General features: G+C 69.4%; 23 protein-coding genes. 22 read left to right on the top strand and 1 reads right to left on the bottom strand.

Annotated elements, in window-relative coordinates; all coding sequences use genetic code 11:
- Nucleotides 1-38: 38 nt before the first annotated feature.
- From ABGB17_RS22000 to truA, 20 genes are all read left to right on the top strand, one after another.
- Nucleotides 39-224 (top strand): type Z 30S ribosomal protein S14, encoded by a 186-nt coding sequence (locus tag ABGB17_RS22000; protein WP_184978978.1) that lies wholly within the window; start codon nt 39-41, stop codon nt 222-224.
- Nucleotides 225-400: 176 nt separating this feature from the next.
- On the top strand, nt 401-799 hold the full coding sequence (rpsH, locus tag ABGB17_RS21995; RefSeq protein WP_347632443.1) for a 30S ribosomal protein S8: 399 nt from the start codon (nt 401-403) through the stop codon (nt 797-799).
- Nucleotides 800-818: 19 nt separating this feature from the next.
- Nucleotides 819-1,361, top strand: a complete 543-nt coding sequence (rplF, locus tag ABGB17_RS21990) for a 50S ribosomal protein L6 (RefSeq protein WP_347632441.1) — start codon at nt 819-821, stop codon at nt 1,359-1,361.
- 2 nt (nt 1,362-1,363) lie between these two features.
- Entirely contained in the window at nt 1,364-1,744 is a 381-nt protein-coding gene (gene rplR, locus ABGB17_RS21985) for a 50S ribosomal protein L18 (protein WP_347632439.1), read from the top strand.
- A 49-nt stretch (nt 1,745-1,793) separates the two neighbouring features.
- Nucleotides 1,794-2,426, top strand: a complete 633-nt coding sequence (gene rpsE, locus ABGB17_RS21980; protein ID WP_347632437.1) for a 30S ribosomal protein S5 — start codon at nt 1,794-1,796, stop codon at nt 2,424-2,426.
- A gap of 3 nt (nt 2,427-2,429) precedes the next feature.
- Nucleotides 2,430-2,612, top strand: a complete 183-nt coding sequence (gene rpmD, locus ABGB17_RS21975; RefSeq protein WP_347632435.1) for a 50S ribosomal protein L30 — start codon at nt 2,430-2,432, stop codon at nt 2,610-2,612.
- Nucleotides 2,613-2,614: 2 nt separating this feature from the next.
- The gene (gene rplO, locus ABGB17_RS21970; protein WP_347632433.1) at nt 2,615-3,082 is read left to right on the top strand and encodes a 50S ribosomal protein L15; all 468 of its coding nucleotides are present in this window, start codon (nt 2,615-2,617) and stop codon (nt 3,080-3,082) included.
- Nucleotides 3,083-3,249: 167 nt separating this feature from the next.
- A complete protein-coding gene (gene secY, locus ABGB17_RS21965; RefSeq protein ID WP_347632431.1) occupies nt 3,250-4,557 on the top strand; it encodes a preprotein translocase subunit SecY in 1,308 nt (435 codons plus the stop codon).
- Nucleotides 4,557-5,210: an adenylate kinase gene (locus ABGB17_RS21960; protein ID WP_347632429.1), complete on the top strand. Its 654-nt coding sequence runs from the start codon at nt 4,557-4,559 to the stop codon at nt 5,208-5,210. The genes secY and ABGB17_RS21960 overlap by 1 nt, the downstream gene beginning before the upstream one ends.
- 147 nt (nt 5,211-5,357) lie before the next feature.
- Nucleotides 5,358-6,200: a type I methionyl aminopeptidase gene (gene map / locus ABGB17_RS21955; protein WP_347632427.1), complete on the top strand. Its 843-nt coding sequence runs from the start codon at nt 5,358-5,360 to the stop codon at nt 6,198-6,200.
- A gap of 58 nt (nt 6,201-6,258) precedes the next feature.
- Complete coding sequence (locus tag ABGB17_RS21950) at nt 6,259-6,684, top strand: DUF1707 domain-containing protein (RefSeq protein ID WP_347632426.1); 426 nt, start codon at nt 6,259-6,261, stop codon at nt 6,682-6,684.
- 173 nt (nt 6,685-6,857) lie between these two features.
- Nucleotides 6,858-7,331 (top strand): hypothetical protein, encoded by a 474-nt coding sequence (locus ABGB17_RS21945; protein ID WP_347632425.1) that lies wholly within the window; start codon nt 6,858-6,860, stop codon nt 7,329-7,331.
- Nucleotides 7,332-7,868: 537 nt separating this feature from the next.
- On the top strand, nt 7,869-8,090 hold the full coding sequence (infA, locus tag ABGB17_RS21940) for a translation initiation factor IF-1 (protein WP_012887858.1): 222 nt from the start codon (nt 7,869-7,871) through the stop codon (nt 8,088-8,090).
- Between the two features lie 108 nt (nt 8,091-8,198).
- Nucleotides 8,199-8,312 carry a 50S ribosomal protein L36 gene (gene rpmJ / locus ABGB17_RS21935; protein WP_003956441.1) on the top strand — a complete coding sequence of 38 codons (114 nt, stop codon included), beginning with the start codon at nt 8,199-8,201 and terminating at the stop codon, nt 8,310-8,312.
- Between the two features lie 192 nt (nt 8,313-8,504).
- Nucleotides 8,505-8,885, top strand: a complete 381-nt coding sequence (gene rpsM, locus ABGB17_RS21930) for a 30S ribosomal protein S13 (protein WP_347632422.1) — start codon at nt 8,505-8,507, stop codon at nt 8,883-8,885.
- Nucleotides 8,886-8,925: 40 nt separating this feature from the next.
- The gene (gene rpsK / locus ABGB17_RS21925) at nt 8,926-9,330 is read left to right on the top strand and encodes a 30S ribosomal protein S11 (protein ID WP_184978991.1); all 405 of its coding nucleotides are present in this window, start codon (nt 8,926-8,928) and stop codon (nt 9,328-9,330) included.
- A 20-nt stretch (nt 9,331-9,350) separates the two neighbouring features.
- On the top strand, nt 9,351-9,977 hold the full coding sequence (gene rpsD, locus ABGB17_RS21920) for a 30S ribosomal protein S4 (protein ID WP_347632420.1): 627 nt from the start codon (nt 9,351-9,353) through the stop codon (nt 9,975-9,977).
- 114 nt (nt 9,978-10,091) lie between these two features.
- The gene (locus tag ABGB17_RS21915) at nt 10,092-11,108 is read left to right on the top strand and encodes a DNA-directed RNA polymerase subunit alpha (protein WP_347632418.1); all 1,017 of its coding nucleotides are present in this window, start codon (nt 10,092-10,094) and stop codon (nt 11,106-11,108) included.
- A 115-nt stretch (nt 11,109-11,223) separates the two neighbouring features.
- Nucleotides 11,224-11,769, top strand: coding sequence for a 50S ribosomal protein L17 (gene rplQ / locus ABGB17_RS21910; protein ID WP_347632416.1), 546 nt, complete (start codon nt 11,224-11,226; stop codon nt 11,767-11,769).
- A 126-nt stretch (nt 11,770-11,895) separates the two neighbouring features.
- Nucleotides 11,896-12,789 (top strand): tRNA pseudouridine(38-40) synthase TruA, encoded by an 894-nt coding sequence (truA, locus tag ABGB17_RS21905; RefSeq protein WP_347632414.1) that lies wholly within the window; start codon nt 11,896-11,898, stop codon nt 12,787-12,789.
- A gap of 266 nt (nt 12,790-13,055) precedes the next feature.
- Here the strand turns inward: truA and ABGB17_RS21900 are convergent, their stop codons facing one another.
- Nucleotides 13,056-13,859 carry a hypothetical protein gene (locus tag ABGB17_RS21900; protein WP_347632412.1) on the bottom strand — a complete coding sequence of 268 codons (804 nt, stop codon included), beginning with the start codon at nt 13,857-13,859 and terminating at the stop codon, nt 13,056-13,058.
- A 1,465-nt stretch (nt 13,860-15,324) separates the two neighbouring features.
- On the opposite strand from ABGB17_RS21900, the gene ABGB17_RS21895 reads away from it, so the two are divergent.
- Both ABGB17_RS21895 and ABGB17_RS21890 read left to right on the top strand, forming a co-directional pair.
- Nucleotides 15,325-15,576 (top strand): hypothetical protein, encoded by a 252-nt coding sequence (locus ABGB17_RS21895; protein WP_347632410.1) that lies wholly within the window; start codon nt 15,325-15,327, stop codon nt 15,574-15,576.
- Nucleotides 15,577-15,885: 309 nt separating this feature from the next.
- Complete coding sequence (locus ABGB17_RS21890) at nt 15,886-16,395, top strand: hypothetical protein (protein ID WP_347632408.1); 510 nt, start codon at nt 15,886-15,888, stop codon at nt 16,393-16,395.
- Nucleotides 16,396-17,325: the final 930 nt, after the last annotated feature.

Here is a 17,325-nt window from a genome sequence, read left to right as displayed (position 1 = left end):
GCGGCCGAGATGGCTGAGATTCGCGAAAGGAAGGCCTGATGGCCAAGAAGTCCTTGATCGCCAAGGCGGCGCGCAAGCCGAAGTTCGGCGTCCGGGCTTACACCCGGTGCTCGCGGTGCGGGCGGCCTCGTGCCGTCTACCGCAAGTTCGGCCTGTGCCGCGTGTGCTTCCGTGAGATGGCGCACCGCGGCGAGCTGCCGGGCATCACCAAGTCGAGCTGGTAGACCCCGCGCGGGCTCCTCTTGCAGGGGCGGAGTGATCAAGAGCCCCCTCCGGGAGGGGCCCGCACGGTGCCGGCCGCACACAGAAGAAGACATATCAACCGGGGGCCGCACACGCGGCGCCCACGACCACACCGTAGGTCCCATGCGGGAAACCGCGGTGAGGAGGGCCACCGGCCATGACGATGACCGACCCGATCGCGGACATGTTGACACGTCTGCGTAACGCGAACTCGGCGTATCACGACACCGTGAGCATGCCGTACTCGAAGATCAAGGCGCACATCGCCGAGATCCTCCAGCAGGAGGGCTACATCCAGTCCTGGTCCGTCGAGGACGCCAAGGTCGGGAAGAACCTCGTGGTGGAGCTCAAGTTCGGGCCTACGCGTGAACGGTCCATCGCGGGCCTGCGGCGGGTTTCCAAGCCCGGTCTGCGGGTCTATGCAAAGAAGGACAACCTGCCCAGGGTCCTGGGTGGTCTCGGCGTCGCGATCATTTCGACGTCCGGCGGCCTCATGACCGACAAGCAGGCCGGCAAGCGTGGTGTGGGCGGGGAAGTCCTCGCCTACGTTTGGTGACGAGGGGAGGCATAACAGCATGTCGCGAATTGGACGGCTGCCCATCCCCGTCCCGAACGGTGTAGATATCACCATCGACGGCCGGGATGTCACGGTCAAGGGGCCGAAGGGCACGCTTTCGCACACCGTGGTGGAACCGATCGAGGTCAAGCGCGGCGAGGACGGCACCATCGCCGTCACGCGCCCGAATGACGAGAACAAGGTCCGCGCACTGCACGGGTTGTCCCGCACGCTGATCGCCAACATGGTGGACGGCGTGACCAAGGGGTACAGCAAGACGCTGGAGATCCACGGCGTCGGTTACCGCGTCCAGGCCAAGGGCCCGACGCAGTTGGAGTTCTCGCTGGGCTTCAGCCACCCGGTGGTCGTCGACGCCCCCGAGGGCGTGAGCTTCCGCGTCGAGCGGCCGACCCTGTTCCACGTGGACGGCATCGACAAGCAGAAGGTCGGCGAGGTCGCCGCGAACATCCGCAAGCTGCGCAAGCCCGACCCGTACAAGGCCAAGGGTGTGCGGTACCAGGGCGAAGTCATCCGCCGCAAGGTCGGAAAGGCTGGTAAGTAGTCATGGCCTTCACCAAGATTGCCAAGCACAGGGCCGCGCGCGCTCTCTCGCGCTCGCGGCGCCACCGTCGCGTCCGCAAGAAGGTCGTCGGCTCGCCGGCCCGTCCGCGCCTGGTCGTCAACCGCTCGGCGCGGCACCTGTTCGTGCAGATCGTCGACGACACCGCCGGTCACACGCTGGTGAGCGCGTCCACCCTGGACGGCTCGCTGCGCACCGCCGACGGCACCAAGACCGACAAGGCGAAGAAGGTCGGCGAGCTCCTCGCTCAGCGGGCCAAGGCCGCCGGGATCACCGCCGTCGTGTTCGACCGCGGCGGCAACCGCTACGCGGGCCGCATCGCGGCGCTCGCGGACAGCGCCCGTGAAGGCGGGCTGGAGTTCTGATGTCTCCAGCCGGCAACGTGACCAAGAGGTATGAGGAGAGGAACCACTGATGGCTGCAGCTCCGCGTCGCGGCGCCGGCGGCGGTGGTGAGCGGCGTGACCGTCGCGACGATCGCCGCGGTGGTGCCGCAGAGAAGGGCGTCTCGTACATCGAGCGCGTCGTGAAGATCAACCGGGTGGCGAAGGTCGTCAAGGGCGGCCGGCGCTTCAGCTTCACCGCCCTGGTCGTCGTCGGCGACGGCAACGGCCTGGTCGGTGTCGGGTACGGCAAGGCCAAGGAGGTGCCCGCGGCGATCGCCAAGGGTGTCGAGGAGGCCAAGAAGCACTTCTTCAAGGTGCCGCGCATCCAGGGCACGATCCCGCACACCTCGCAGGGCGAGGACGCCGCGGGCGTCGTGCTGCTGCGCCCGGCGTCCCCCGGTACCGGCGTCATCGCCGGTGGCCCGGTGCGCGCCGTGCTGGAGTGCGCGGGCATCCACGACGTGCTGTCGAAGTCGCTCGGCTCCGACAACCCGATCAACATCGTCCACGCCACTGTGGCGGCCCTGAAGGGCCTCAGCAGGCCCGAGGAGATCGCCGCCCGCCGTGGGCTCCCGATCGAGCACGTGGCGCCCGTACGCATGCTCAAGGCCCGCGCTGAGGGCATCGCCGAGGCCGCGGCCGCCGCGAAGGCGGTGAGCTGACCGATGGCGCGTCTTCGGATCACCCAGGTCCGGTCCAAGATCGGTGGCAAGCAGAACCAGCGTGACTCGCTTCGCTCGCTGGGCCTGAAGCGGATCGGCGACGTGGTCGTCAAGGAGGACCGCCCCGAGGTCAGGGGTCAGGTCGCCAAGGTGACGCACCTCGTCGTCGTGGAAGAGGTCGACTAGTCATGGCTAACGCAGAGAACAACGAGCGGCCGCTCGGCATCCACGATCTGCGTCCGGCCCGCGGGGCCAACCGCGCCAAGATCCGCAAGGGTCGCGGCGAGGCCTCCAAGGGCAAGACCGCCGGTCGCGGCACCAAGGGCACCAAGGCCCGCACGAAGGTCCCCCACGGCTTCGAGGGTGGCCAGGTCCCGCTCCAGCGGCGGCTGCCGAAGCTCAAGGGCTTCTCCAACGCGCTGTTCAAGACGACCTACCAGGTCGTCAATCTGGACAAGCTGAGCGAGCTGTTCCCCGAGGGCGGAGACGTCACGGTGGAGACCCTCGTCGCGCGTGGCGCGGTCCGTAAGAACCAGCCAGTCAAGGTTCTTGGAACTGGCGACGTCTCGGTGGCGTTGAACGTGCGGGCGCATGCTTTCTCCGCCTCCGCGAAGGACAAGATCACTGAAGCCGGTGGCTCCGTCACCGAGCTGTAGGTGTGGCAGTGCGAGGCGCGGAGGATCACAGTGAGCCTCCGCGCCCGTAGTGCGTTAGAGTGCGCTGGACAGAAGGCTGTCCAGGGCTCATTGATCAGAGATGTGCCGATGGATCACTCCCAGACCTTCGCTGACCGACACCGCCTGAAAGGCGCGCAGGAGGGACCGTGCTGACCGCGATTACCCGGGCGTTCCGTACGCCCGACCTGCGCAACAAACTGCTGTTCACGTTGGGCATCATCGCCTTGTTCCGGCTGGGTTCGGTGCTGCCGACCCCCGGGGTGCACACGACGAACGTCGAGCAGTGCTTGAAAGAGGCGCAGGCGAGCGACGCCGCCAACATCTACGGCATGGTGCAGTTGTTCAGTGGCGGGGCGCTGCTGAAACTTTCCGTCTTCGCCCTCGGCATCATGCCCTACATCACCGCGAGCATCATCCTTCAGTTGCTCACCGTGGTGATCCCTCGCCTCGAGGCGCTGAAGAAGGAAGGTCAGTCCGGTAACGCCAGGATCACGCAGTACACGCGTTACCTGACCATCGGCCTCGCGGTCCTGCAGTCGACCGCGTTCGTGGCGCTGGCCCGCACCGGGCAGCTCTTCCCGAACTGCCGCCAGTCCGTCCTGGTGAACCAGGACGTCTTCACCATCGTGACCATGGTCATCTGTATGACCGCCGGCACCTCGGTGATCATGTGGCTCGGTGAGCTGATCACCGACCGCGGCGTCGGCAACGGCATGTCGATCCTGATCTTCACTCAGGTCATCGCCGTTTTCCCCTCCGAGCTCCTGAACATCTTCCGCCAGAACGCCTTCACCTTCGTGGTGGTGCTCATCGTAGGAGTGTTCATGATCGCGGCGGTGGTGTTCGTCGAGCAGGCGCAGCGCCGCATCCCCGTGCAGTACGCCAAGCGCATGGTGGGCCGCCGCATGTACGGCGGCACGTCCACCTACATCCCGCTGAAGGTGAACCAGGCGGGCATCATCCCCGTCATCTTCGCCTCCTCGCTGCTGTACCTCCCGCAGCTCGTGGTGTCGCTCTTCGGCCAGCAGCAGAACCCGAACGTCGTGGTCGAGTGGCTGGCGCAGAACCTCGTGACCGGCGACCACCCGGTGTACATGGCCACGTTCTTCGTGCTGATCATCTTCTTCACGTACTTCTACGTGTCCATCACCTTCAACCCCGTTGAAGTCGCCGACAACATGAAGAAGTACGGTGGATTCATCCCGGGCATCCGTCCGGGACGGCCGACCGCCGAGTACCTCAGCTACGTGCTCAACCGATTGACCGCTCCTGGCTCGCTCTACCTCGGCCTGATCTCCATGGTCCCGATCATCGCTCTGGCGGTGGCGGGTGCGAGCCAGAACTTCCCCTTCGGAGGCACGAGCATTCTGATCATGGTTGGAGTTGGGCTGGACACCGTGAAGCAGATCGAGAGCCAGCTACAGCAGCGGAACTACGAGGGCTTCCTCAAGTAGTGCGCCTCGTCCTGGTCGGGCCCCCCGGAGCGGGCAAGGGGACACAGGCCCAGTTCATCGCATCGAACCTGTCCATCCCGAAGATCTCGACAGGTGACATCTTCCGTGCCAACGTGTCGGGCGGCACGGAACTCGGCAAGCTTGCCAAGGAGTACATGGACCGTGGCGACCTCGTGCCCGACGAGGTCACCATCGCCATGGTCCGCGACCGCCTTTCCAAGCCGGACGCGCAGGAGGGTTTCCTGCTGGACGGCTTCCCGCGGAACGTGCCCCAGGCGCAGACGCTGAACAAGATGCTGGCCGAGTTCGGCACGTCGCTGGACCTCGTCCTCGAGCTCGTCGTCGACGACGAGGAAGTGGTCCGGCGGCTGGCCGGGCGCCGCACCTGCCGCTCCTGCGGCAAGGTGTGGCACGAGGTGTTCGACCCCTCCTCCAAGGAAGGGGTGTGCGATGTCTGCGGTGGCCAGTTGTTCCAGCGCGACGACGACCGCGAGGAGACGATCCGCCACCGGCTGGAGGTCTATCAGCAGCAGACCGCGCCGCTGATCTCGTTCTACGCGGACGAGGGCATCCTGCACGGGGTGGACGCGACCGGTCCGGTGGAGGAGATCACGCAGCGGGCGATGCAGGTTCTGCGCCGTTTCGCCGATTGATCGAAGTTCGCCGGCAGATAGAGAAGTTCGTGGCCTACGCCACTTCTGGGGTGATACTCCAGGGGTGGCGTTCGCCGTGTCGGGGGACAATCGGGGGAATCGGGACGCCCACCCAACCCGTTGACCCGCCCAGGGGGTGCCACTTCAGTGTTCAAGAAGAACAAGCACGGAATCCAGGTCAAGACGCCTGAGCAGCTCGGCAAGATGCGGGCCGCCGGCCTGGTCGTCGGCCGCACGCTCGAACTGCTGCGGACGTCCGTGCGTCCCGGGATGACTCCGCTCGACCTGGACGCCATCGCCGAGAAGGCCATCCGCGACGAGGGCGCCGTGCCGTCCTTCAAGGGGTACCAGGGCTTCCCCGCCACCATCTGCGCCTCGGTCAACGACGAGGTGGTGCACGGCATCCCGGGCGACCACCGCCCGCTGCGCGAGGGCGACATCCTGTCCATCGACTGCGGCGCCATCCTGGACGGCTGGCACGGCGACTCGGCGATCACCGTGGCGATCGGCGAGGTGGACCCGGCGCTCACCGAGCTGATGCGGGTCACCGAGGAGGCCATGTGGCGCGGTATCGCGGCCCTGGCCGTCGGGCGGCATCTCTCCGACGTCGGGCACGCGGTCGAGCGTTACGTGCGCTCTCAGGGCCGTTACGGCATACCGCACGAGTACGGCGGGCACGGCATCGGCACCGAGATGCACATGGACCCGTGGGTGGCCAACCACGGCAAGCCGGGCCGGGGTCCGAAGCTGGAGGCGGGCATGTGCTTCGCCATCGAGCCGATGGTCAACCTCGGCACCGAGCGCACCCGGGTGCTCGCCGACGACTGGACCGTCGTCACCGTCGACGGAAAGCCCTCCGCGCACTTCGAGCACAGCGTCGCCGTGACCGATAATGGTCCTTGGGTGCTTACTGCCCTTGACGGGGGAGAGGCACGGCTCACCGAGTTGCTGGGAAGGCGAGCGGACACCGAAGGCGCGCCCGGGCGTTAAGCCCGCTTTGCCCGCCTTGGGGGCCGGTCGCGCACACGCGTCAGGGAGTTGAGGTGTGATGGCGGCGGCACCGGAGATGCGGGCGTCGGACGGCGACCGGGACAGGGTGGCGGCTGAGCTGCGCGAGCACGCCGCGCAGGGCAGGCTCACCATGGAGGAGTTCAACGAACGGCTGGAGCTGGTCTACCAGGGCCGCACGTTCGGCGACCTGCGGAAGCTGACCGTCGACCTGCCCAGCATCGACCTCACCTCCTTGCCCGCGCCGCAGCCGAAGACGCCGGCCCGCCGCGACGACGCCGTCCGCCAGGGCCTGCGGGTCGCCTGGGCGTCCTGGGCCTCGGTGGTGGCGGTGTGCACGGTCGTCTACCTGCTGACCGACCCCGGCGGTTACTACTGGCCCATGTGGGTGGGGGGCCCGTGGGGCGCGATTCTGCTGGTCAGCACGATCTTCGGTCTCGACATGAGGCCGGAGAAGGATCGATGAGTCGTCGCTAATGTGCCGTTGTGCACGCTCGGCGGTATGTGTGTATTCGTACGCAGATCGGAGCGGCACGGCTTCCTAATGTGAGCGCTGTCCGGAAAGAGCGGCACCGAAAAGCTCGCCGGGCACGGGGAACCGTCCTCGATCCCGAGGACGCTCGCAAACAGGAGGAAACCGTGCGAAACATTCGCAACCTGCTCGTCAGCACCGCCCTCGCCGGTTCGCTGGCGGCGGGGCTCGCCGCCGCCACCGCCCCCGCCGCCTCGGCGTCGGCCGCGGGCACCAGCGGCTCGGCCGTAGCGGCGCAGGCGTCGCGCCACTTCTTCGGCCCGATCTACTCCCACTACGGCCGGGGCGAGGACCGCGGGCACCGGTCCTACTTCAAGGGCTACTGGGAGAAGTCGAGCGGCCGTTACTGGTTCTACGGCAGCCTCTTCGACCGCGACCGTGACCGCGACTACAGCTACGTGTGGTTCCGCTGGCACGACGACCGCGGCTTCCACACCAAGTACTACAAGACGTTCGGCAAGCTGAGCTTCAACAAGTTCGGCGGTTTCCGCAAGAGCAACGGCTTCGACGACTTCGACATCCGCGTCTGCGAGGGCGACAACCGCTTCGACGACTGCGGCGGCTACAAGGACGTCTTCTAGAAGCCTCCGAGGCCTCTGGGAGGTGATCCACCGTCCGGTCTCCGCGAGGGGGTGCCGGGCGCGGGGGTGAGATTTGGGGATCAGAGCGGGCGCTCGGGAGAGCGCCCGCTCTTTCTCGTTTTCACGGGCAATGGACACAGCCTTTACCACTCATGGCCAGTTTCCCGGTTTGTAGGCGGGTAGCTGATCTCTAGCGGAGGGGAGTGATGAGCACGCGCCCGCCCGTGCCGCGGTGTCGGCGGAACCGGCGGCCGGGCGGGCGCGTACCCCCGCCGCGCGACCTCCCCCGCCGGGCGTCGCGCCGGCGTGCGGAGATCCCCGTGGTCGGCCGTTCCTGAGGTAGCATGGAGGCCGGTTGTGTCCGGACAAGCGCCAGGCGTTTCGCAATTCCTCGCCGGTTGTCGTACACTCCTTTGTCGGTTCACTATGACCATCGCGTGTCGTGCGGCCCCATCGAGCGCCGCTCTCTCTCGCGCGTGGTCGCGGCTGCGTAGTGTTCCGAGACCTCAGACGACCGATCAGTGAAACGCGAGGGACATGGCCAAGAAGGACGGCGCCATCGAGATCGAGGGCACTGTGGTCGAGTCGCTCCCGAACGCGATGTTCCGGGTGCAACTCGACAACGGCCATAAGGTCCTGGCCCACATCAGCGGACGGATGCGGATGCACTACATCCGGATCCTTCCCGACGACCGGGTGGTCGTTGAACTGAGCCCCTACGACCTGAGTCGTGGGCGGATCGTCTACCGCTACAAGTAAGCCCCTTCACCGGCGGCGAGGAAGACCTGCCGAACCGTGCGACGACCTGCACGGCGAAGCGGTTCGACCAGGCCGGCGGACGGGCCGTCTGAGGAACGACTAAGGACTATGAAGGTCAAGCCGAGCGTCAAGAAGATCTGCGACAAGTGCAAGGTGATTCGCCGGCACGGTCGCGTCATGGTGATCTGCGACAACCTGCGCCACAAGCAGCGCCAGGGCTGATCGCACCCGGGCCGGGCCGCCTCCACGGGGCCGTCCGACCCGGTTGACATGTAAACGCGCAGCACATCCGCGCAGGCGGCCTCGGCCGTACCACGCGGAAGACCCCTGGTCGGAGGCCGGGGCCCTCACCCCGGGCATGGGGAGGGGTAGTGACGCGCAGGACCTCCGCCACACGAAGGAGAATGCCCGACCATGGCTCGCCTGGTTGGCGTCGACCTCCCCCGCGACAAGCGGCTGGAGATCGCTCTCACGTACATCTATGGAATCGGCCGCAGCCGCGCTCTGGAGATCCTGAACGCGACCGGCATCAGCGGTGACCTGCGGGTGCACCAGCTCAGCGACACCGAGCTGGTCCCGCTGCGCGACTACATCGAGGCCACCTTCAAGATCGAGGGTGACCTGCGCCGCGAGGTGCAGGCGGACATCCGCCGCAAGATCGAGATCGGCTGCTACCAGGGCATCCGGCACCGCCGCGGCCTTCCCGTGCACGGTCAGCGCACGCAGACCAACGCGCGCACCCGCAAGGGCAAGAAGAAGACCGTGGCCGGCAAGAAGAAGCCCGGCAAGAAGTAGTCCGCGCAGCAGGACCGACCACCTCAGGAGATTTGGCTACATGCCTCCGAAGAGCCGCCAGGCCGCACCGAAGAAGGTGCGCCGCAAGGAGAAGAAGAACGTCGCTCACGGGCACGCCCACATCAAGAGCACGTTCAACAACACGATCGTCTCGATCACCGACCCCAGCGGGAACGTGATCTCCTGGGCCAGCGCCGGCCACGTCGGGTTCAAGGGCTCCCGCAAGTCCACCCCGTTCGCCGCGCAGATGGCCGCCGAGAACGCCGCCCGCCGCGCCATGGAGCACGGCATGCGCAAGGTCGACGTGTTCGTCAAGGGCCCGGGCTCCGGTCGCGAGACCGCCATCCGGTCCCTTCAGGCCACCGGCCTGGAGGTGGGGTCCATCCAGGACGTCACCCCCGTTCCCCACAATGGCTGCCGTCCGCCCAAGCGCCGCCGCGTCTGAGGCCAGGAGATACAGAAGATATGGCTCGTTACACCGGAGCGGACTGCAAGCTGTGCCGGCGAGAGAAGACCAAGCTCTTCCTCAAGGGCACCAAGTGCGAGTCCCCGAAGTGCCCCATCGAGATCCGTCCCTACCCGCCGGGCGAGCACGGCCGCGGCCGGCCCAAGGAGTCGGAGTACCAGCTTCAGCTTCGTGAGAAGCAGAAGACCCGCCGCATCTACGGCATCCTCGAGCGGCAGTTCCGCAACTACTACGAGGAGGCCAACCGCCGGACCGGCAAGACCGGCGAGAACCTCCTCCAGATCCTGGAGAGCCGGCTGGACAACGTCGTGTTCCGGGCCGGTCTCGCCGTGTCCCGCGACGCCGCCCGCCAGCAGGTGCGCCACGGTCACATCCTCGTGAACGGCAAGAAGGTCGACATCCCCTCCTACCGGGTGCGGGAGCACGACATCGTCGAGGTCCGCGAGAAGTCGCGCAACCTCATGCCGTACGAGGTGGCCCGGGCCACCGCGGGCGACCGCACCGTCCCGGCCTGGCTCGGCGTCGTGCCCGACAAGCTGCGGGTCCTGGTGCACCAGCTCCCGGTCCGCCAGCAGATCGACACGCAGGTCCAGGAGCAGTTGATCGTCGAGCTCTACTCCAAGTAGCGGCTCGCTCGCCTGTACCGTACGGCCCGTATCCTGGGTCGTACGGTACAGGCGATGAAGTACCCAGACGCGGTGGTCAAATAGCGGGCCCCGCGGAACCCAGGGGAGAAATCCATGCTGATCGCACAGCGCCCGTCCCTCGTCGAGGAGTCGATCGAGGAGACCCGCTCCCGGTTCGTGATCGAGCCGCTGGAGCCCGGCTTCGGCTACACCATCGGCAACTCTCTGCGGCGCACGCTGCTGTCCTCCATCCCGGGGGCGGCCGTCACCAGCATCCGCATCGAGGGCGTGCTGCACGAGTTCTCGACCGTGCCCGGGGTCAAGGAAGACGTCACCGACATCATCCTCAACCTCAAGTCGCTGGTCGTCTCGTCCGAGCACGACGAGCCGGTCGTGATGTACCTCCGCAAGCAGGGGCCCGGCGAGGTCACCGCCGCCGACATCGCGCCGCCGGCCGGTGTCGAGGTGCACAACCCCGATCTGCACATCGCCACGCTGAACGGCAAGGCGAAGCTGGAGATGGAGCTCACGGTCGAGCGCGGCCGCGGCTACGTCTCCGCTGCCCAGAACAAGCAGCCCGGCCAGGAGATCGGCCGCGTGCCGGTCGACTCGATCTACTCGCCGGTGCTCAAGGTCACCTACAAGGTCGAGGCGACCCGAGTCGAGCAGCGCACCGACTTCGACCGCCTGATCCTGGACGTCGAGACCAAGCCGTCGATGAAGCCCCGCGACGCGGTGGCCTCCGCCGGCAAGACCCTGGTCGAGCTGTTCGGCCTCGCCCGCGAGCTGAACGTCGAGGCCGAGGGCATCGACATCGGCCCGTCGCCCACGGACGCGGCGCTCGCCGCCGACCTGGCGCTGCCGATCGAGGAGCTCAACCTCACCGTCCGCTCGTACAACTGCCTCAAGCGCGAAGGCATCCACACCGTGGGCGAGCTGGTGGCGCGCAGCGAGCAGGACCTTCTGGACATCCGCAACTTCGGTGCGAAGTCCATCGAAGAGGTCAAGCAGAAGCTGCACGAGATGTCCCTCGCGCTGAAGGACTCCCCGCCCGGGTTCGACCCGACCGCCGTCGCCGGTGGCGACTACGACGACGACGACGCGCGGTACGTCGAGACCGAGCAGTACTGACCGGCTGCTTACCTGCCTTTCCCGAACGGGGGCCACGAGGCGCACGCCTCCTGGCCCCCGGCCCGACCCCGGTACCTGACACGGCCGGAGCGGGTTATCCCAAAGGAGAACGAACATGCCCAAGCCCGCCAAGGGTGCTCGCCTCGGTGGCAGCCCGGCGCACGAGCGGCTGATCCTGGCGAACCTCGCCACCCAGCTCTTCCAGCACGGCCGCATCCGCACCACCACCGCCAAGGCCAAGCGCCTCCGGCCGCTCGCCGAGCGTCTGATCACCAAGGCCAAGAAGGGCGACATCCACAACCGTCGCCAGGTCCTCACCGTGGTCAAGGACAAGGGCGTCGTCCACCACCTCTTCACCGAGATCGCCCCGACCTTCGCGGAGCGTCCCGGCGGCTACACCCGCATCACCAAGCTGGGCCCGCGCCGCGGTGACAACGCCCCCATGGCGATGATCGAGCTCGTCACCGAGCCCCTGAACGCCACCACCACGACGCGCAAGGCCCCGGCCGCTCCGGCTCCGGCCGCTCCCGCTCCCGCCGAGGAGGTCGTCGAGCTCCCCGAGTCCGACACCCCCGCGGACGAGACCGCCGACGGCACCGAGCCCACCGCGACCGCGTCCGACAAGAAGGACGAGTCCGCGGACAAGAAGGACGAGTCCTGACCTGGCAGTAGTCCACCCGAACGGCCCGCCCCACCTCCAGGTGAGGCGGGCCCGTTTCGTTTCCCAGGTGGCGAGTCGTCCCCGCGCCGCGGCGTCACAGGCGGATGATTGGGGAGGAGAGAGGGGGTGACCGTGAGCTCGGACAACGGTGACGAGGTGCTGCGGGTGCGCCTGGACCTGGCATACGAGGGCACCGAGTTCTCCGGCTGGGCCCGGCAGCCGGACCGCCGGACCGTACAAGGGGAACTGGAGACGGCCCTGGCCAGAGTCCTGCGCATGGACCCGCCCCCCTCCCTGACCGTCGCCGGCCGCACCGACGCCGGAGTACACGCCCGCGGTCAGGTCGCCCACGTGGACCTCCCCCCCGGCGCCCTGGCCGCCGCCGAGCGCCGAGGCGAGGAAGGCACCCGGACGACCACCGAGCGCCTGGTGGCCCTCAGCCGGCGCCTGGCCGGCGTCCTTCCCCCCGACATCCGCGTCCACGCCGTCACCGAGGCCCCTGAAGGCTTCGACGCCCGCTTCTCAGCCCTCTGGCGCCGTTACACCTACCGCGTGTGCGACGCCCCCGGCGGCGTCGACCCCCTCCGCCGCCGAGAGGTCCTCTGGTATCCCCGCCCCCTGGACGTGGGAGCCATGAACGTCGCCGCCGCCGGCCTGATCGGCGAACACGACTTCGCCGCCTTCTGCAAACGCCGCGACGGCGCCACGACCATCCGCGAACTCCAGCAGCTCCACTGGTCCCGCACCCCCGACAGCTTCCTGACCGCCACAGTGATCGCCGACGCCTTCTGCCACTCCATGGTCCGCGCCCTCGTGGGCTCCCTGCTGGCCGTCGGCGAATCCCTACGCCCCGTGGAATGGCCCGCCACCGTGCTGACGACCGGCACCCGTGACTCCGGCGTCAACGTGGCCCCCGCGCACGGCCTCTGCCTGGAAGAAGTCCACTACCCCCCCTTGGACCAACTCCTCCCAAGGGCCCGGCTGACCCGCCGGGTCCGCACCCTGACCCACCCCTCCTGAACCGCCCCACACACTCCGAGCCCGGCAGCGCCGGTCGAGCCGCCGGCCGTCGATGTCCTGAGGAACGGCATCGAACGGCACGCCGCCGACCGGGCGGAGCGTGTGACGTTCCTCCGCCGGGCGGAGCGTGTGACGTTGCTCCGCTCGCTGGGACGGCCCCGCGAGCCGGGGCCCGGTCCGCGTGGTGCGGGCCGGGCCTTGCGACTTCTCCCTGCGTACGGCAGTGGCCTGGTGCGTGAAGGCCATGGCTCGCTCGCGTTGGCAGGTCACTCGGTGAGGCGCTTCTCCAGCACTCCGGCCGTGTGGTCACGTAGGGCGCCGCTGACTGGGCCTAGGTCTTTTTCCTGCTTTGTGGGGGTGTGGCCGTCGCTGTAGGTGGCGAAGCTGAAGACGATGTAGCGGCCCCACACCAGACCGGCCGCGTAGCCGCCGGAGATGTCCGCCTTGTCGGCGCCCTTGGACGCCGGGCCGGCCAGGCCGCGGAACCAGACGGTTTTGGCGAGGTTCTTCTTCTTGTCCGCCGCGACCGCCGCCTCCTTCGTGGGGAAGACCGCGATGCCCGTCGTGATGGCGTACTTCTTCCGGGCGTCGACGTACGTGGCCCGGAGCACGCGGCTGCATTTCTGCTGCTTGAGCGCCGCGGCGAAGACCCCCACCGCGACCTTGTCGCACGCGGCGGTGATGTCGGCCTTGACCCTCAGATAGGTGCGCCCGTTGATCACCACGCGCTGCCGCGAGAAGGCCTCCTTGAGGGTGAGCTTGCGCGGGTCGCTCTCCTCGGAGTCCAGCATCGTGGTCTCGACCGGCGACGGCTCAGGGGGCAGGGTGTCCTCCGGCTCAGGGATCTGCTGGTCCACCGAAGGAATCGGCGACGGAAGCGTCAGCGGCTCGCTCGACCCCGAGTAGGCCTGGTAACCGAACCACGCCGCCGTACCGAGCGCCGCGACCGCCACCGCGACCCCAGCAGCCAGCACGGTCCTCTTCCGCGACCTCCGCTGCGGCGGCAACGCAGGCGTCCCCGTGGACACCGGCACCAACGCCCCCGGCGGCACGAACGGCGGCCGCTCCACGACCCCGCCCCCCGAGCTCCGCTCCCCACTCCCCGGCCCACCGGCCCCACTCGTCCCCCCGACAAGCCCACTGGCCGCCACACCACTGGCTCCACCCCCGAACCCACCCGTTCCGGCCGGCGCCACGGCGCCCGCCACCGGCCCGGACCCGACGGCCCGACCGACGGCCTTGAGGGGCGTGGTGCGCGTGGTGGGAGTGATGAGGCTGGTGGGGTCGATGGGCTTGCCACTGACACTGGTCAGACCCGATGCGGCCACGCCGGTGGAAGGGGCCGCCGGGCCCGAGCCGGTGGGGGAAGCCTCGGGTGTCGACCCGGTGGGGGACGTGCCTGGTGCGGTGTTGCTGGGTGGAGTCCCGAGTGCCGAGCTGGAGGGCGCTGCGGGGGTCGTGCTGATGGACGAAGGCCCGGAGGGCATGCCGGTGGGGAGAGCCCCGGGTGTCGACCCGGTGGGGGACGTGCCTGGTGCGGTGTTGCTGGGTGGAGTCCCGGGTGCCGAGCTGGAGGGTGCTCCGGGTGTCGTGCCGATGGGCGAAGGCCCCGAGGGCATGCCGGTGGAGAGGGCTCCGGGGGTGGTGCCGGCCGGTGGGGTCCCGGTGGGGGTACCCGTGGGAGAAGGTCCGGTGGGCGTGCCGACGGAGGGTGCTCCAGGCGTGGTGCCGGCAGGTGGAGAGCCGGTGGGGGAGATCCCGGGTGTCGTGCCGATGGGTGGAGGACCGGAGGGTGTGCCGACGGAGGAGGGGCCGGGGGTGGTGCCGGTAGGGGGCACTCCTGGCGTCGTGCCGGTGGGGGGAGCACCGGTGGGTGTGCCGGCGGAGGCAACTCCGGGCGTGGGGCTGGTGGGTGCGGTTCCTGGGGGCCTCGCGGGGGGTGAGCCGGCAGGAGGCGCTGCCGGAGTGGAGCCGCTGGCGGTGACTCCAGAGGTGGCGATGCCGGGGGCGGCCGTAGAGGTGGGGACACCGGTGGGGCCGTGGGGTGCGGGGTCAGGCGATTTCGCGATAAACGGTGACTTCGGGTCGTCCGGGGCTTTGGGGGTGCCGGGCGGAGGGGAAGTGACCGGTGATCGGGAGGTGCTGGGCGGAGTGGAGGTGCCCGGTGATTCCGGGAGACCGGACGGACTGAGGGCGACCGGTGAATCGGCGGTGCCGGACGGTTTCGGGATGGCGCCCGGCGCGGTTGCCGGTACGGAGGGGCCGCTCGACGGAGCGTTCGTGCCACGATCCGTGGGCGGGGTGTTCATGCCACGGTCCGTGGGCGGTGTGTCAGGGGCGGGTGCGCTGGGGGCCGGTGTGGACGGTAGAGGCGCCAGGCTGCGAGGTGCGGGGGGGAGCGGAGTGCCGGGGGGTCTGGGGGGCGGCAGCAACGACCCGGTCAGAGGCTGCGCTGTCGGCTCCGGAGGGGTGGGTGGCTTTCCACTGCCTGTGGACGGGGCTCCAGGGCTCCCTGCCGACGCCGGCGGGGTGGGCGTGGCTGTGCCGCCGCCGACGGCCTGCGGGCGGTCCTTGGGAGAAGACGGCGACGAGGAGAGCGCGGTGCTGGTCAGGGGGGCCGGAGGCAGGGGAGTCCCCGGAGCGGGGCGGTCCGTGTGGCCGGAGCCGGACGTGGACGAGGTCGTGCCGCCCGGCGTACCGGTGGGGGCGCTGAAGCCCTCCGCCGGCGTCGTGGCGTCCGCTACGGAACCGCCTCGGGACGCCGGCCCGCTGGGCTCGGCGAAATGACGGGACGTGAGGTCCGGCAGGGACATCGGAGCGGGAGGAAGCGGCGTCCCCGGTGCCCTGTGTGAGGCGGCGGACGGCCCGTGCTGCCCGGTGCCGGGCCGGGGAGGCGGACCGGCCTGGGAACGCGGCAACGTCGGCATCGTCCCGGCGCCGGCAGACGCCGACCCGGGAGCTCCGCCACCGGGTGTCCCAGAGGCGGGTGTGCCGATGCCGCCCGATCGCGGTTCCAGGGGCTTGTCGGCCGGACCTGGGGCCGTGTCCAGGTCGCTCGGCGGCGCGGCGTCCGGGCCGGGAGGGCGAGGGGCAGGGATGTTCGGAGCCGGCTCCGGCGGCGGGGAGGGTGCCGGGATGGTGGGGGACGGCTCCGGCTGCGGAGGCACAGGCGGTGGCACCGGGGCCGGTGACGACGTCAGAGGCGCGGACGCGCCGGCCGGTCCGGCGGGCGCGCCCCAGGCGGCCGGTGGTGACAGCGGCGCGGAGGGCGCCACCGGAGGCGGCGAGACCGGAGAAGGCGTGCCGGGAGAAGACGAGAACGAGGCCGGCGTCGCCGGAGGTGGCGTCGTCGGTTGTGGCGTCACCGGTGGTGTGGTCACCGGTGGTGGTGTGACGGCAGATGGGGCCTCGCCGGGGACGGGCTGGACCGTCGGTGGGGACGCTGGAGGCTGTCCCTCGGGTGGTACGGGAGGCCAGACCGGGATGTCGCCGTACGGGGGAAGGTTCCGGTTCCGCACCTGGCTGGTCGGCGGCTCGGTCGAGGGTGACCACAAGGCGTCCTGGGACGGCGGTACGGAGTCCTGCGGTGACCACAGGGCGTCCTGAGGGGCCGCGAGGGCGTCCTTGGGGGAGGACAGCAGGTCCTGAGGCGGAGGCGGCGCCGGGGCGTTCATGGGGGGCGCGAGGCTGTCCTGAGGAGGCGGCTGGAAAGGGGTGCCGGGAAGAGGAGGCGCGTCCGGGGGATAGAGCGGGGCGTCCTGGGGGGTGGAGAAGGACGGCGGTGTCTGACGCAGGTACGGGGTGTCGTGAAGCTGGTACGGGGCGTCCTGCGGCGGAGGTGCGGTGGGCCTGTCCTGCGGGACGGCGGGAGGGCCGTACGTCGTGGGTGGGCGGCCGTACGAGGTGGAGAGAGGGTCGTACGGGGCCGAGAGCTGGTCGTACGGCGCACTGAGCGGATCGTACGGAGGCGCGGGCGGGGCGTCCTGGGGAGACGCGGTGCCCAACGGGTCCCATGCGGGCGGTGCCGGGTCTGCGGTAGGCACCGGCGGAGGGGGCATCACCGGCGCCGGCAGCGGAGCATCGGCGAACGGCCCCGCCGGCTGCCGCCACCCCTCCTGCGGAGGGGGAGGAGGCGCACTGGAGGGGAGATAAGGCGAGGGCTGCGCGGGGGGCATCGTGCCGCCTCCCCAAACCGCTCCACGGTCCCCACCGGTCGTGCCGGAGGGGGCATCTGCCGGACGGTCTCCGCTGGACGTGCCGAACGGGGTGTCGGCCGGAGGGTTTCCGCTGGTCGTGCCGAAGGGGGTGTCGGCCGGAGGGTTTCCGCTGGTCGTGCCGAACGAAGTGTCGGCGAGACGGTCTCCGCTGGTCGTGCCGAAGCGGTTGTCGGCTGGACGGTCTCCGCTGTTCGTGCCGAAAGGGTCGGCGGCCAGATGGTCTCCGCCGGTGGTGCCGTGAGAGGTGCCGGCCGGGCGGTACGGGTCGGGCTGGGGGCCGGGGGCCTGGGGTGTGGCGGGCTGGGGCGGGGGCTTGGGG

The sequence above is a fragment of the Sphaerisporangium sp. B11E5 genome, assembly GCF_039871875.1.
Classification (GTDB): domain Bacteria; phylum Actinomycetota; class Actinomycetes; order Streptosporangiales; family Streptosporangiaceae; genus Sphaerisporangium.
Note: the sequence above shows the minus strand (reverse complement) of the source record. Positions and strands in the feature narration are given on the sequence as shown.